This is a genomic window from Mycoplasmopsis arginini (assembly GCF_900660725.1).
Taxonomy (GTDB): Bacteria; Bacillota_I; Bacilli_A; order Mycoplasmatales; family Metamycoplasmataceae; genus Metamycoplasma; species Metamycoplasma arginini.
Genome location: NZ_LR215044.1, coordinates 180,395 through 194,586, shown reverse-complemented (window position 1 = coordinate 194,586; position 14,192 = coordinate 180,395). Strand labels below are relative to the sequence as shown.

The window sequence follows — 14,192 nt, the reverse complement described above, 5'->3', positions numbered from 1 at the left end:
TTTGCCTGTTAAAAAAAATAAAAAAGTTTAAGATGACTATCTTAAACTCTCAATTAATTTTAATTCATCTGAATTTAGTTTATAATCAACATTTAAATTCACGTGGCAATAACCATTAGGATTTTTAACTAAATAATCTTGATGATATTCTTCTCCTAAAATGAAATGTTTTAAAGGTAAAAGCTCAACATAAAATTCTTTGTAATTATTTTTTAATAGTTCAAATAATTTGTTTACTACTATAAAATCATCTTCATTTTCATAATAAACACCTGTACGATATTGAATTCCAATATCGCCACCTTGTTTATTAAGCGAATCAGGTTCAATAATTTTAAATAAATGTAATACTAATTCACCTATTGAAACTAAACTATCTTCATATGTTATTTTTACAGTTTCAGCATGAAGTGTATTTTTTAAATTTTGGTAAGTCGCTTCTTCAATAATACCATTTGCATACCCGACTTTAGTGTCAATAACTCCATTAACACGAGAAAAGTAGGCTTGCACCCCCCAGAAACAACCACCGGCAAAATAAATTGTTTTTTTCATTTTTCTCCTTTTTTTTGAAAAATAGCATTATAATTTTAAACTTTTTTTGAAAAATAAAAATACAATAATGTTCAAATTAAACGAACAATTATTGTATTTGTTTAAAATTTAACTTTCTTATATTTCTTAGCAATACTTTTATATACCTCAGAAACATTTTCATAATAATCTGGTTTAGTGTTATCTAAAGAATAAATTTTATCAATAGAATTAGCTAGGTCTTCTGCCATATTTAATTTTCTATTTTTATTCGATTTCTTTCAAATATCATAATATTCTTTAAAAATCGAATAATATTCTTTTCTTGATAATCATGGTGAAAAACAAGTCATTATCTCTTTTAATAAAGAAAATAAAATTAAAACATCTGAATTATACATATCGGTAATAATGATATATTTTCTCTGACCAAATGAAAAAGTTAATGCTCTTGTAAATGTTTTCTCTACATATGGCAATTTAATTAATTGAATATTTCTTTCCTTTAATATTATTGAAACTTGTTTAATTTTTTCATCAAAATCAGTGTCGTTACTGAACAATGCTTCCATTAATTTTACTATTGTATTTTTGGGTAAATATTCTTTAAATCTTTGTAAAACTAACTTGTTTTTCTCTTTAAAATTTTCTTTTATAAATAATTCACAAAAACGAATAAAAGGCAATCTTCCTGGTTCAACAATTTTACATTTTATTATGTATAAATTCTTTGCAATATTTTTGGCATATTCATCAATATCTACTGTTCCGTAATATTGTCTTAAAAATTCTATTTTTTCTTCTTCGGTAGAATTTTCCTTAATTCTATAATAATTTAAAATATTTGTTAAATATGGGTTGCTTTCTAAAATGTGTCAACCTAATCTATTTATTAACTCTTCGTTATTGTATTGTTTTGTTGTGTATTTAGTCTTAAAGTAATATCATTTATTACTCAAATATCCTATTTTTAAATTAAATAATTTTTCTAAATCTTGAATTAAATTTAAGCTCACATCAGGCTTAATATCATTTAAAAGATTAAAAATTTTTCTTCTATCTATATTTAATTTTTTACAAACTTCAACAGATTTTAATTTTGAAATATTAAAAATATTTCTTAAAAATTGTCCAAAAGTTGTGCATGAATTAATTTTTTGTTCTATTAATTTTAAATTTTCTTTATCCATAAACCAGTTTGAATAAATTCCTATTTTATTTTTACATAAAATAAACCAATAAATATTGGTCTATAATTTCCCCTTGTTTATATACAAATTATAATTTATTAAAAATAAATTTATCATAATTTTTTTGACTTTTTATATTAAAAAAGATTATTTAACTTCGTTTTTGTTCTAATTTAACAAAAAAAATAAAAATATAGTTAAATTTTTTTTGCAATATAATATATAATTTATATTATAAAATAACTTAATAATTAAGAGGAAAAAATGAAAAAAAGTTTAAAAATTGTTTTATCTATATCACCATTAGCCGTAGTTTTATCAACTCCATTAATTGCAGCTTCATGTAAAAAAGAAGTACACGAAAATACAACAATAATCAATGAAATTAATTCAAGTAAGGTTTTTATAGAAAAAATTGTTAAATATGAAGAAGAAGAAAGTGAAAAAGCAAATGCTCAAAAAATTTTAAATGAAATTAACGAATTTCAAAAAGTTCAACCTGAATCTGATCACTATGATGCAAAATCATTAAAAGAATTTCTTCAAAGAATCAAATCAGCCATTAATAGTTTCAAACAAAGAAATACACAAGAAAAATCAGGTTTAGTAGTACAAAAAATTGTTGAAAATCAAGAAGAAAAAGTAGCTTCTGAAGTTGTTGGTGAACTGAAAGCAGCTACTAACTGAAATGATGTTAAAACAGTATTTCAAAAATATGGAATAAGCTTTACTGAAAAAGAATTAGCTGAAAATGAAGAACTAAATATCGCTGAATCAACTCATGCACACGACGATGAAGGCGAAATTCATTTAGATATTAAATTCAAAATTGCCAAATCAACAGTAAGATTTACTTTATTAGGTTTCAAAAAAGTTGAACCAATTACAACTATTCAAAATTGAAAATTTGGAACTAAATTAGTTGGAAAATTAGAAACAAACGAAGTACAACAAGCTTATTTAAATAAATTAAAAGAGGAACAAGCTAAAAGTTTTCAAGCTCTTTTAGTTGAATTTAAAAAGCATATTAGTGTTGAAGTGGTTGATAAATCAAACACAACATTAGAATTTAGAATTAAATTTGATGAAACTCAAACAAAAATCGAAGGAAATAAGTTACACTTATTAATTGAAGTATATGATAACACAAATATAACACAAGTTATTGAATCAAAAGTTTTAGTTGTAGATCTAGAAGATGAACATGATCACCATCATGAAGAAGGTCACGAAGGATAGAATATCTTTCAGAAATAGGAGGCAATAATGATAAATAAGAAAAAAATCAACTTATTTAAAAGCATTGCTTTTTATTTTTTTATTTTCTTTTTTGTTATTATAGTAATATTTTTTGCTATTAATATTTTAATAGAGCCACAAATAAAGAAAAATTTAGCGGTTTATTCACATATATCAAATAATTATGGAACAAGATTAAAAGACTTTTTAGTAAATTTATTCACTTTTAATCCGGGAAAAATTTATTCACATGAGTTATCATCCTCGCAAAACAATATTCTTTTGCTTTATTTAAATCAGTTTAAGTGAACTTTTTTAATAAGTTTTTTAGTGTTTATAATTAGTTTTATTTTAGGGAATATTTTAGGAATTACTTCAGCTTATAAACTAAATAAATCATATGATGTTATTGTTTCAGTTATTGTTTCATTTATAGGAGCATTACCGATTCTTATTATTGCAATCATTGCATTAACCAACTCTTCGTTTTTTGGTTATCCTTCACAATTTTTGAATAATAAATTAAGTCTCGTTTCCTTATTTGTTCCAGTTTTAATTTCTTCTTTTCCAACCTTAGCTATTTTCTTTTCTAAATCAAGAAAGAAAGCCTTTGAAATTTTAAAATCAGATTATTATTTATTTGCAAAATCATATGGAATGAATCAGTCTCAATTATTAAGAAAAACAATTTTAAAAGAACTTTTAATTAGTGAGTTAAATTTATTTTTTGTAATTTATGTTTTATTATTCACAGTAACAATTTTAATTGAAAGAATATTTTCAATTCCAGGCCAAAGCTTATTAATTTCTTTTGCTTTCAAAAAAGGTGAGTTAGATATTATTATGTTTTACTTTACTTTTAATTTTATTTTACTATCAATAATTTTATTATGTAACCAAATAGTAATCAAAAAATTAGATCCTAGTTTACAAGAACAAGGCATATTTTTTAAAAAGAAATTAAAAAGGGGGCAAAATGCATAACCTTTTTACATTTAAAAAACAAAAATTTAAAAATGAAAATCCTTATGTAATTCACACAACACAAACTAAACAATATTGAAAAAGATTTTTTAATAATAAACTAAACTTAACATGATTTATTTTATTTTTAGCTTTATTTTTAACCTTGATTATAGCAACTTTTTTCATAAGTAATTCGCCAACAAATTCAATAAATCCAAGAACAAATTTAGTTAATAACTTGCCTTCTTATTTATCACAAACAATTACTAGAAACTTTAATCGTGGAGATGAATTAGATTTTATTAGAAATATCGCAGATCTTGAATATAAAGAATCAATAAAAAATCATCGGGAATTAATTTTTTGAATTGATTTTGACTCAGCAAGAGAAATTGGTGGGGATCAGACCATCTATACAGATATTGTTACTTTGAGATATAATCCTTACAATTTGATAAAAGCAGTTAATTTATTAAATAAAAATTCACTTATTGAAATTCCAAACGGTTTATATTTAGGAACTAATAATCAAGGGATTGATATTTATGCAAGATCTATTTCTTCAATTTGAATAACAATTTCAATTATTTTTTCAGCTATATTTATTAATATTTTTATTGGATTTAATTTAGCAATAATTACTAGTTTTTATAAACAAAACATTCTTATTAAGTTTATTAGTAAAATGATTGATTCGATAAGTGTTATACCTGAAATTATTTGAGTGTTTTTACTATCAATTTTTATTGGTACAAATTGATATGGATTATTAATTTCTTTATCATTGATTTGTTGATTTTCATATTATAACTTTGCAAAAGAAGAAATAAAAAACTTAATGAATAAAGAATTTATTATCGCTGCTAAAGCTGTTGGCTTATCAAATTGAAAAATAGCCTATAGACATATATTCAAATATATATTTGCTAATTTTTTAATTATAGTTGTTGAAAGATTTTCTATTAATATTTTAATTGCTTCTTCATTAGCTTTCTTGGATTTCATAAATGATACAAATAATTTAAATATTGGCTCAATTTTAAAAGAGGCGATTGGTCTAGCTTCTGAAAATTCTGGATATTTAATAACAGTTTCATTATTTATAATCATTTTTTCTTTAATTCTTAAATTATTATCAGCTTCTTTAGCAAACACTTTCAATCCAAAATTTAAATAGTAAAAAGTCAGAATTTAAATCTGGCTTTTTATTTTAAATTAATTTTGTTTTCAATGCCCTCTTTTTTTGCAATTTCTATTAAGATTGCTTTTATTTGTTCCATAGCATTTTTGGCCTGATTTTGAAATTCGATATTTATAAGATTATTTTTTTCATCAAATTCCATATTTCCTTCAAATAAATTTACTATAAAATTAAAATCATCTTCATAATTTTTTTGCCCAATATTATCAATAACATTTTGTTTTAAAATTAAAAAATCTTGTTTTAATTCATTTATTTGTGCTTCATTTTTCACATTATTTTTTAATAATATGTGTCATAAACCCATTTCAAAAATTAAATTTATTATAGCATGTGAGTGACTATGGGAGTTTTTATCACTTTCAATATTAATATTTTGAAGATCTTCAATTCTTGAAATTTTACTTTCATTAAACAGATTATTTTTTAAAAAGTTTCATGAAGAAATAATCGCTTTTTGTAATTGACCTAAATTTATATCTTTACCGCTTAATCTATTGTCAATTGTTTCTATAAACTTAATAAATTGTTGATTATCAAAAACTAAATTTACGTCATTTAAAACTGCATCAACATCATCAAAAATTAATTGATACTTATCAAATAATTTGGCTAATTTGGATTTATTCTTTCCTGCTTCTTCTAATCATTTAATATAAAATTGTTGAATTTTTTCAGAATTAATAGGATTTCCTTGGTCAATTATTAGGGCTGAAACTTTTGTTCTTAATGCCTCTATTTTTCTTATTAATTTAACATAATATTTACGATAATTACGGTAAACACTTTTTACATCAGAAAATATTTGTGAAATTTTTTGACTATAAATTTGATTAATCTCTATAGTTTTGCTATTTTGTAATTCAATTTTTTTAATATTATTTTTATTTTCATTAGTGTTATCTCATATGATATTTTCTCTATCATCTGGATATTCTATTCCGCACGAAACAGCTATCAAAGGAGTAGACAATGAAGATGCTGGGATTAGAAATTTTCAAATATTTTTCATTTTCATTACATACCCCTTTCGTAATTAATTAATGTGAAGTTATTTTTTTCATTAGTATCATCATACCCTTTAAAATAGTTTCAATATAAAGACGCTTTAGCTATAGTTCTTTCTCCACTACTTTTAAACTTATAATCCACATTATCTTCAAAACCAATAAAATTTAATTCAAAATATAATTGACCAAGCTTATTTAGTTCTGGATTTAAATTTATATCAATTCTTTTAACTCCACTCAATGTTTTTCCAACTTGATTTTCCAATGCATAAGCAAGAAGGTAATTATTAACATAAGAATTGAAGACTTTTACTTGATATGAATCACTATTTAGAAGTGAAACATCAAAATTTTGTCGACTGTCATTGTTTCAATAGTTAAATAATTCATTCATTTTATTTGAAGCTTCATTTAATCCTTGCATGAAAGCAGAATCAGAATTATTATCGACAAATTCATCTAAATTTATACTTGAAGGTAACCCAGTATTTTGCGGTTTGAATGAATAAATATCTTCTGGTAAAACCGAAGAAAGATTTTTATTTCTAAATATCAAACCTTTTAGCCTGTGACCATGGTCATCAAAGTTAGAACTTATTCATGAATAAAGTTTTTTTGTTCCATCTTTTTTTGTAACCTGAACTATTGCTCTTATTAATTGATTTGTATCAAAATAATCTGTAAATTCAAAATCAAGAATTTTATATTCTAAATCTTCTTTTGATTTATATTCTGGAACTTTAATTGTAAAAATTTCATCTTTAAAAGTATTAAATAAATACATTAATCCTTTGGCATTTCAATAGTCGGGTGATGTTGATGATTTGATAAAATGGTTAATGTTATCAATAATAGTTAAGTATTCTTTCCCATTAATTATCAAAAGCGGGTTTTCAACATAATCAGTAAATAAGGGGAATTTTTCTCTTAAAGGTTTTAAACCAATTCCAAATTTTCCATTTGTTGAATAATTTCTAAATCCATTTAAATAATACTTTTTATTTTTGTTTGATTCCGACATTAACTCCTTATTATTTCAGTCTTTTATGCTCTTAATTTTAAAAACAATGTAATCTTCAGCTCCAGTATAAGAGTGCTTAATTTCAGTGTCTTTTCAATCAATTTCAATTGAAGAAACATTAACATTAAATTTGTTCATGTAAAGTTTTAAAATGTTAACAAACACTTCTCGTTGCATTTTATGTTCTTCAGATAAAAAAGCAGTTGCTTGAATATATTGTGGTTGAATTCAGTTTGAAAATAAAGTTCTTTTTTTATCACTATTAACCAAATATTTTCTATTCATTATTGAATAATTTAAATTTATATCTTGATTTAATCTAAAAATAATAGTTTGTAAGTCTTCAAAATATGGATCCCTATTTCTGTTAAAATCCTTTCCATAGATTAAAGCTAAATTAGTAAATCATTCATCGTTAAATGTTCCCGCTGAATCAACATCATCAAAAGAATATTCGTTTAAAAAATCATTAATGTCACTAGCTTCATTTGAATCAAAAATTCTAATATTATTACTTTCAGTAACAAATTGTTTTCAATTATTCTTATAAGTAAAATCTGGATGATACACAATTCATCTATCTTTTTTCAATAAATATAATTTTCCTTTTTCGATTTTAACATCATCAAAATTGTGTTTTCCTTCTTTGTCAAAATGATAAAAAATATTATTATCTTTTTCAATAGATGCAATTTGACTTAAAGTTAAACGATTTAAAAATACTCTAGATATTTTTTGAATGTCTAGATAAATATCTTTTTTGAGCGTTTGCGAACAACTTAAGGCAATTGTAGGCAATGACACAATGCTAGTTGTTAATAATAATTTAAATAATTGCTTTTTTATTTTCATATTTATTAATTTTATCACTTTTTTTTATATTATAGTTATAAAATTATTGTATAATAATAAAGTTTTAATAGACTAGTTTAAAAATAAAAAATATTATTTTTTTGAAAGGAGAGATATGATAATTAATCCAGAAGGTACATGATTTGAAAACAATTTAGAAATGACCTTGTTTTTAAATTTACTAGTTTACATTCCAATATTAATGGCTTTACCTTTAATTTTAATGGGCTTACTATCGTTTGCTAAAGTTAAAAATAAACCTAATAAAAGTAATGCATTAATTTACATGTATGCTTTTTCAACTGGGATGTTTTTAATGATTGGTGCTTTTGGTTTTCTAAGAGAGGGTTATGAAGTTGCTAAAACTTTTACGCATAGTTCAAGCGATAAATTTGGTTCAGAAATCAATAGAACTTTAGTTATAGTTGGAATAATTGGATTAAGTTCCTTAATTGGATTTACCTTAGTAATTGGTGGGAGATATTTATTTATTAAGAAATCTAAGATAGACCCACACTCAAGTCATGAAGATCATAACCACTCAGATCACTTAATTTCTTTTAAAGATATAGATAACCCAAAAGCAGCTTGATTAGCAATATTTATGCTTTTAAGTCACCGAATTATCGACGGTTTCTTTATTGGGTATTCAATATTTAAAATTATTTCTTCTCAAAACACTTTTTCAAGTTCATTAATGCTTTTAATAACATTTACTATTCACATCTTAATTGAAATGGCAATAGTTTATTTTAGACAAATTCAATATGGGGAAAAAAGGGCAAGAGCAGTTTTATATAACTTTTTAACCTTTTTACTGATAATTCCGTTCATTTTTTTAGGTGCTTTTACAGGTAGATTTTTAAATGATAATTTACAATGAATTCAATCAGGATTACTAATAATGGGTGGATCAATAATTGTTTTTACAGCTATCTTTGAATTAGTTCCCGAATTTATTCATATTAGAAACAAAGATATTAAAACTCTATATCGTACATTAATAATTTTTAGTATTTCAATTGTTACAACAATTATGTTATTAAGTTTTCACGCGCACGTTTAATTTTAATTTTAGGAGGTTTTAAAATGAATAAAAGAATATTGTTTTTAAGTCCATTAGCAATTGTTTTGCCATTTGTTTCATTATCATGCGCAAAAAATGATTTTAATCACGATTTTTATCATTACATTGAAAAAAATAACTTTGCTAATGATTATGGAGATTTTAGTTATTTAGAAGATAATTATGTAAGTGAAAACATACACAAAATTAATTTATCAACTTCAGCAAAACTTTTTCGTGTGAAATCAAGAAAACAACCACTAATTGATTTTAGAGACAATATTGTTTTAGTTCCATCAGAACTATCCTACCAATTTGAATGAGCAAAGAAAATAAATATTATTACCTCAACAGAAACTTTAGCTTTTGACAATGACAAGATAAACAAAGTTAATTATGATAATGATGCAACACCAGAAGAAGGAGTTTTTATTCCTAAAAAGGATAAAGGAAACGGTTTTAACTCACCTTTTCTTTTTATTCCTTCAAGCGATAAAAAATCTATAAATAGCGATAATTTTAAAAATAGTTTAAAAAGTTTAAAATCGTTTGAAATAGAATTAAATGAAAAGAACGATATTTGGGTCGATTATCAAGGAAAATTAGTAAAAGAAAATAATAAAATTAATCATAAATCTTTTAAACTAGGTTTATTATCTAAGCTTCTAAGAAACAAAGATTTTAAAAAGCATTACATTGAAAAGAACAAAATTATTTTAAAAAATAATAATTATGATTCAAAATTAGATAATGGTTTTGATTTATATAGTTACCTAATTAAAAGTAAAATTGACATTGACAAATTATTAGATTTTTCAACTAACAAAATAATTATTAAAACTATTGATGATTCATTAATTAATTTTGAAAAGCTCTTTGAAAACTTATTTATTATTCACAATTATTTTGATGCAATTCCATTTGAAATTATTGAATCAAAATATAAAGATCCTTCAAAAAATCTAGAATGGTTTTTCAGCTATGGTAAAGATTTTCAAAAGCGTTACTATGCAGGTAGTTATTTTATTTCAAAAATGGATAACAATATAACAGAATTAGAGATAAATAAGTTTTACATAAAAAATAATAATAAGTTAAAGAAAATTACTATTGAATATAATCCTTTACCTATTTCTCAATCAACTTTTTCTTTACAGTCATTAAATGCTTTCAAGCAGAATATTATTTCTAAATTAGATTATGAAGCTTTAAATTTAGACGAAAAGAATTACATTTTAAAAAACTATCAAAAATATAATTTTTCTTATCAAAAAAATTACAATAGATTTGAGCTTAATAATCAAATTATAATTAATCAAAATCCAGATATTGATTCAAAAAATATGAATAAGAATTTTATTAAGCTATATTATGGATTAAATGAAAACAATCAATTAGATTTAAAACCAATTAATTTAACTTTTCAATCATTGTTTAATAGTTTGATTAATCAATATGCATTTACACAAGATAATAAAAGCTTGTGATTAAGCCAAGCACCTGAAAATTTAAAAATTTTAGCTAATAATAGTGCTATAAATGTTGAAGAAATAAAAGACTTATATAATCAAATTTCAAAGCCAATAATTTTTAATTTTGAAAATGAAAAAATAAGTAATACATTTCAATTTCAAAATAAGAATAAATTAAATAATCCTCAACTGATTTATGAAGAAGAAAAATTAAAATCAACTTGATTTGATTTGATAAAAGAAAACTTGGTGAAAATAATAAATGATTTTTATAAGCAAACAAATAATGAAGAGAATATATACGTAAATATTCCTATTTTGATTAATAAAGATAATCAAGAAGTTAATAAAAAAATATTATTAGTTAAAAATATTTTAAACTCAATTGATTCAAGATTTAAAGTAAGTTTAATCAAAATCGATGATTATGAAAAATATCATTATTATTTTGAAGAAAATAAATCAATATATAAGAAATCAACTTTTAAATTATTTCAAGGCGATACAGTTGAATTTATATACAATCAATTAACAAATTATGATAATAATCTAGTAAGATTAATTAACTTTTTATCTAAAAACAAAGTAATTTACCAACAAATATATAAGCAATTAATTAAATTAAATGTTTTTTTAATAAGTAATAATTTGAGTTTAGAAAATAATGTTGACACACAAACTAAGAATAAAATAATTGATTTTATCTACTCTTTAAAAATTGAAGAACAAGCTGAATTAATTAATGAAATCAACAACTTAATAAGTTATTCTATGAGTTTTACAAACCAAATAAATATCAATAGTTTTTCAAAAGTTGTTTATCAAAAAAACTTTAAAAAGCCTTTAGGTTGAAATAACTTAAATTATTATCAAGATATCGAAATTAACGAAGGGAGAAAATAATGAGTAAGAAAAAATTATTATTACCAATTTTAGCAACAACAACTATTTCACTTTTACCAATAGTAGCAATTTCATGTAAAAATGGTAATTCTGGAACTTGAAATAAACCAAAAGTTCAACTTTTAACTTCATCTCAGATTCAAGAAATTGTTGATAAATTTGAATTTAAATTAACAAAAAAAGGCAACGATTTAGAAACTGAAAACAAACTAAATGAGTTATGAGAAAAATTAGTAAAAAATAAAGATAATACAAAAAGTAATTCGCAAATTATTATTAATTGAAATAGCGAATTTAAAGACAATTTTATTTTTAATTTTCATAAATTAAATGGTTTTGGATCTTCACACAAATATACATTTAAATTAATATGAGATAACCAAACTCCTGCAATTTCTTATCAAATTCTTTGTGTTGATAGAAATAATGAGCTTGAATATCAAGGAATGGTAAAATTAGAAATTCAATAACACAAAAAAATACTGTATTATAATATTATATTATGAAGAGAGTATCAAAAATTTTATCAATTGGTTCATTAGTATCTTTAAGCTTACCATTATTGGCAATTTCATGCAATAATTCTAAACCTCAAATTGATAACTCGGGGGGCAGTTCTAGTAGCGATTGAATAAATCCGAATATAAATAACTGAAATAGATTATCTTCTTCACAATTGGCAGAAGTTAAAGATTCATTTTCATACACCTTAACAGCTGAAGGAAAAAAATTAAGTCGTGATGAGCTAGAACAAGTAATTAAAGAAATAAGAAAAAATTGTTATCCTGGGGATTCAGGAGTAATAAGTTCTGCTCTTACTGCCGAAAAAACATTTTCCGATGTTAAAAAACATCCAAAGTTTAAAAAATACTTTTCATTCACTACTGCTTTTGATAAAAACTTTTCATATTTAGGTGGACATAAATTAGAAATGGAATTTATGGTTCGTGGAGATGATAAAGATTTACCTGCTATAAAATATGTTTTACGTTGCCCAGATAAAATATATCAAGGAAAAATGGCAGTTGAAGCAACAGAATTTGTTTACCTAGAAATAGATTAAAAAAATAGAAGCAATTTTAAAAACTTCTATTTTATTTTTTCAATTATTTTATTAATTATTTTTTGTTTTTCTTCTTTATTATATTTAAATAATTTGTCAATTCTTTTTGCTTCTTTTACCTTAATTCCAGTAAATCAACAAACCGCTCTTTTCATCATTGAAAAATCAGAATTTTTATAAATTAGTTTAATAAAAAAGTTAGGTGCATCACATGTTGAAAAAATTCTTGCGCTTTTTCCCTTAAGTAATTTATCTCATAAAGGATCATTCTTATGATATTTATAAGCAAATCCAGGAACAAATACATTATCAATATACCCCTTTAATAAAGCTGGTACAGATCCTCATCAAAGTGGATAGAAAAAGATCAACTCATCGGCTCATTTTATATTTTCTTGTTCGTTTTTAATGATTTCTTCATTTTCTTTTGTTTGTCCACTTTTGTTTAAAACTAAATTTAAATTTAAATCAATTATATTAACTCTACGAACTTGATTACCCAACAATTTTAATTTTTCTTCATAAGCATCTGCTAGTCTTCCATTAAATGAATCCTTAGTTGGATGCCCCATTATTAAATAGTAATTCATTTTTTAATATCCCCCATTTTTTATTTTTTAATTAAAAGAAACTTTCTTATATTTTAAAAATACTTCTTTTTTGATATCACAAAATTCACCTTTGCGTTCTTTGTGATTAATTTCAAAGCATTGTTTGCGAGCTTTCAATGCATCATCAATTCCTTTATACTTTAAATTAAATTTCTCTTTGATCTCATAATATGTATTAACATATATTTCATCAATTTGTTTTTCATCTTTATTAGCAAAGAAACAATGTGTAATTTCATGCAAAATGTAATTAAATATAAATGCTTCGCAATTAAAAATATCTGAAACAAAGATTAATCTTACTGCACCTTTTTGAAAAGTAATTGCGGCTATATCACTTTTTTCAATAAAAGGCATTGTAATTAAAATTATTCCTTTTGTTAAAAGATATGATTGTAATTCTTCAATTTTTTCTTTAAATTCTTTATTCTCATTGCAAATAATTTTTACAACCTTGCGATATATAAGTTCAAAAGTATTTTTTCTAAAAACACCTATTTTTTTATTTTTTATTGCATCTAAAACTGAAAGTTCACAGAATCTTATTCAAACCTTACTATTAGGATTTGCATAAACACTTTCATCAGCTAAGGCATTTTCTTTTAAATATTGACTATAATTTTTTAAATCAGCTACACCATAAAATCTGTTCATCATCATAAGTTTTTTACTTACTGGCATATCTTTAGTTAATTTAATATTACTTATTAAAGGAAGACTTGGATTAGCGATAATAAAATCCTCTCCATAATTTTTAAGCAATTCTTCAATATTTTCGTTTTCAACTCTTTCTTTATTAGCGTAAATTGAATACACTTCAGATAATGTTCCTAATTCTAAGTTAAAAACATTTTCCATTCCTTCAATAATCGACATACTCAAATTAACGTTAACTTTGCTATTTATAATAATATAAATATATTGCGTACTTAATCCTAAACGTTGAGCTAATTCTTTTTGTGAAATTGAAAATTTTTCTAAATAATAAGAAATTTCTTCACCAAAATTTTTGCCATGTAATTCAACGTGTCTCAAATCACAAATATGTTCTAATTCCATTTTTT

The 14,192-nt window shown here is 23.0% G+C and carries 13 protein-coding genes; 7 read left to right on the top strand and 6 right to left on the bottom strand.

Going from position 1 to position 14,192, the window contains the following annotated elements; all coding sequences use genetic code 4:
* Positions 1–36 precede the first annotated feature (36 nt).
* Positions 37–555 (bottom strand): peptide-methionine (S)-S-oxide reductase MsrA, encoded by a 519-nt coding sequence (gene msrA / locus EXC38_RS00860; protein WP_004415152.1) that lies wholly within the window; start codon positions 553–555, stop codon positions 37–39.
* Positions 556–656: 101 nt separating this feature from the next.
* The gene (locus tag EXC38_RS00855) at positions 657–1,724 is read right to left on the bottom strand and encodes a hypothetical protein (RefSeq protein ID WP_129694491.1); all 1,068 of its coding nucleotides are present in this window, start codon (positions 1,722–1,724) and stop codon (positions 657–659) included.
* A gap of 264 nt (positions 1,725–1,988) precedes the next feature.
* Between EXC38_RS00855 and EXC38_RS00850 the strand changes: the two genes are divergently transcribed.
* From EXC38_RS00850 to EXC38_RS00840, 3 genes are read left to right on the top strand one after another with little or no spacing between them, the layout of a single operon-like run.
* Complete coding sequence (locus EXC38_RS00850) at positions 1,989–2,963, top strand: variable surface lipoprotein (RefSeq protein WP_129694490.1); 975 nt, start codon at positions 1,989–1,991, stop codon at positions 2,961–2,963.
* Between the two features lie 27 nt (positions 2,964–2,990).
* Positions 2,991–3,947 (top strand): ABC transporter permease subunit, encoded by a 957-nt coding sequence (locus tag EXC38_RS00845; RefSeq protein ID WP_129694489.1) that lies wholly within the window; start codon positions 2,991–2,993, stop codon positions 3,945–3,947.
* Positions 3,940–5,106 (top strand): ABC transporter permease subunit, encoded by a 1,167-nt coding sequence (locus EXC38_RS00840; RefSeq protein ID WP_129694488.1) that lies wholly within the window; start codon positions 3,940–3,942, stop codon positions 5,104–5,106. The genes EXC38_RS00845 and EXC38_RS00840 overlap by 8 nt, the downstream gene beginning before the upstream one ends.
* 28 nt (positions 5,107–5,134) lie before the next feature.
* Here the strand turns inward: EXC38_RS00840 and EXC38_RS00835 are convergent, their stop codons facing one another.
* Both EXC38_RS00835 and EXC38_RS00830 read right to left on the bottom strand, forming a co-directional pair.
* The gene (locus EXC38_RS00835; RefSeq protein WP_223213791.1) at positions 5,135–6,148 is read right to left on the bottom strand and encodes an HxHSH motif-containing lipoprotein; all 1,014 of its coding nucleotides are present in this window, start codon (positions 6,146–6,148) and stop codon (positions 5,135–5,137) included.
* Positions 6,148–8,013, bottom strand: a complete 1,866-nt coding sequence (locus tag EXC38_RS00830) for an MAG3240 family lipoprotein (protein ID WP_129694487.1) — start codon at positions 8,011–8,013, stop codon at positions 6,148–6,150. The genes EXC38_RS00835 and EXC38_RS00830 overlap by 1 nt, the downstream gene beginning before the upstream one ends.
* Positions 8,014–8,128: 115 nt before the next feature.
* Here EXC38_RS00830 and EXC38_RS00825 point away from each other — a divergent pair, with 115 nt between their 5' ends.
* From EXC38_RS00825 to EXC38_RS00810, 4 genes are read left to right on the top strand one after another with little or no spacing between them, the layout of a single operon-like run.
* Complete coding sequence (locus EXC38_RS00825) at positions 8,129–9,079, top strand: ZIP family metal transporter (protein WP_129694486.1); 951 nt, start codon at positions 8,129–8,131, stop codon at positions 9,077–9,079.
* Between the two features lie 23 nt (positions 9,080–9,102).
* Positions 9,103–11,454: an OppA family ABC transporter substrate-binding lipoprotein gene (locus tag EXC38_RS00820; RefSeq protein ID WP_129694485.1), complete on the top strand. Its 2,352-nt coding sequence runs from the start codon at positions 9,103–9,105 to the stop codon at positions 11,452–11,454.
* Positions 11,454–11,924, top strand: a complete 471-nt coding sequence (locus EXC38_RS00815) for a variable surface lipoprotein (protein WP_129694484.1) — start codon at positions 11,454–11,456, stop codon at positions 11,922–11,924. The genes EXC38_RS00820 and EXC38_RS00815 overlap by 1 nt, the downstream gene beginning before the upstream one ends.
* Positions 11,925–11,956: 32 nt before the next feature.
* Positions 11,957–12,517: a variable surface lipoprotein gene (locus EXC38_RS00810; protein ID WP_129694483.1), complete on the top strand. Its 561-nt coding sequence runs from the start codon at positions 11,957–11,959 to the stop codon at positions 12,515–12,517.
* 26 nt (positions 12,518–12,543) lie between these two features.
* On the opposite strand, the gene EXC38_RS00805 is transcribed toward EXC38_RS00810, so the two are convergent.
* On the bottom strand, positions 12,544–13,107 hold the full coding sequence (locus tag EXC38_RS00805; protein WP_129694482.1) for an NAD(P)H-dependent oxidoreductase: 564 nt from the start codon (positions 13,105–13,107) through the stop codon (positions 12,544–12,546).
* 27 nt (positions 13,108–13,134) lie between these two features.
* The gene (locus EXC38_RS00800; protein WP_129694481.1) at positions 13,135–14,187 is read right to left on the bottom strand and encodes a helix-turn-helix domain-containing protein; all 1,053 of its coding nucleotides are present in this window, start codon (positions 14,185–14,187) and stop codon (positions 13,135–13,137) included.
* Positions 14,188–14,192 lie beyond the last annotated feature (5 nt).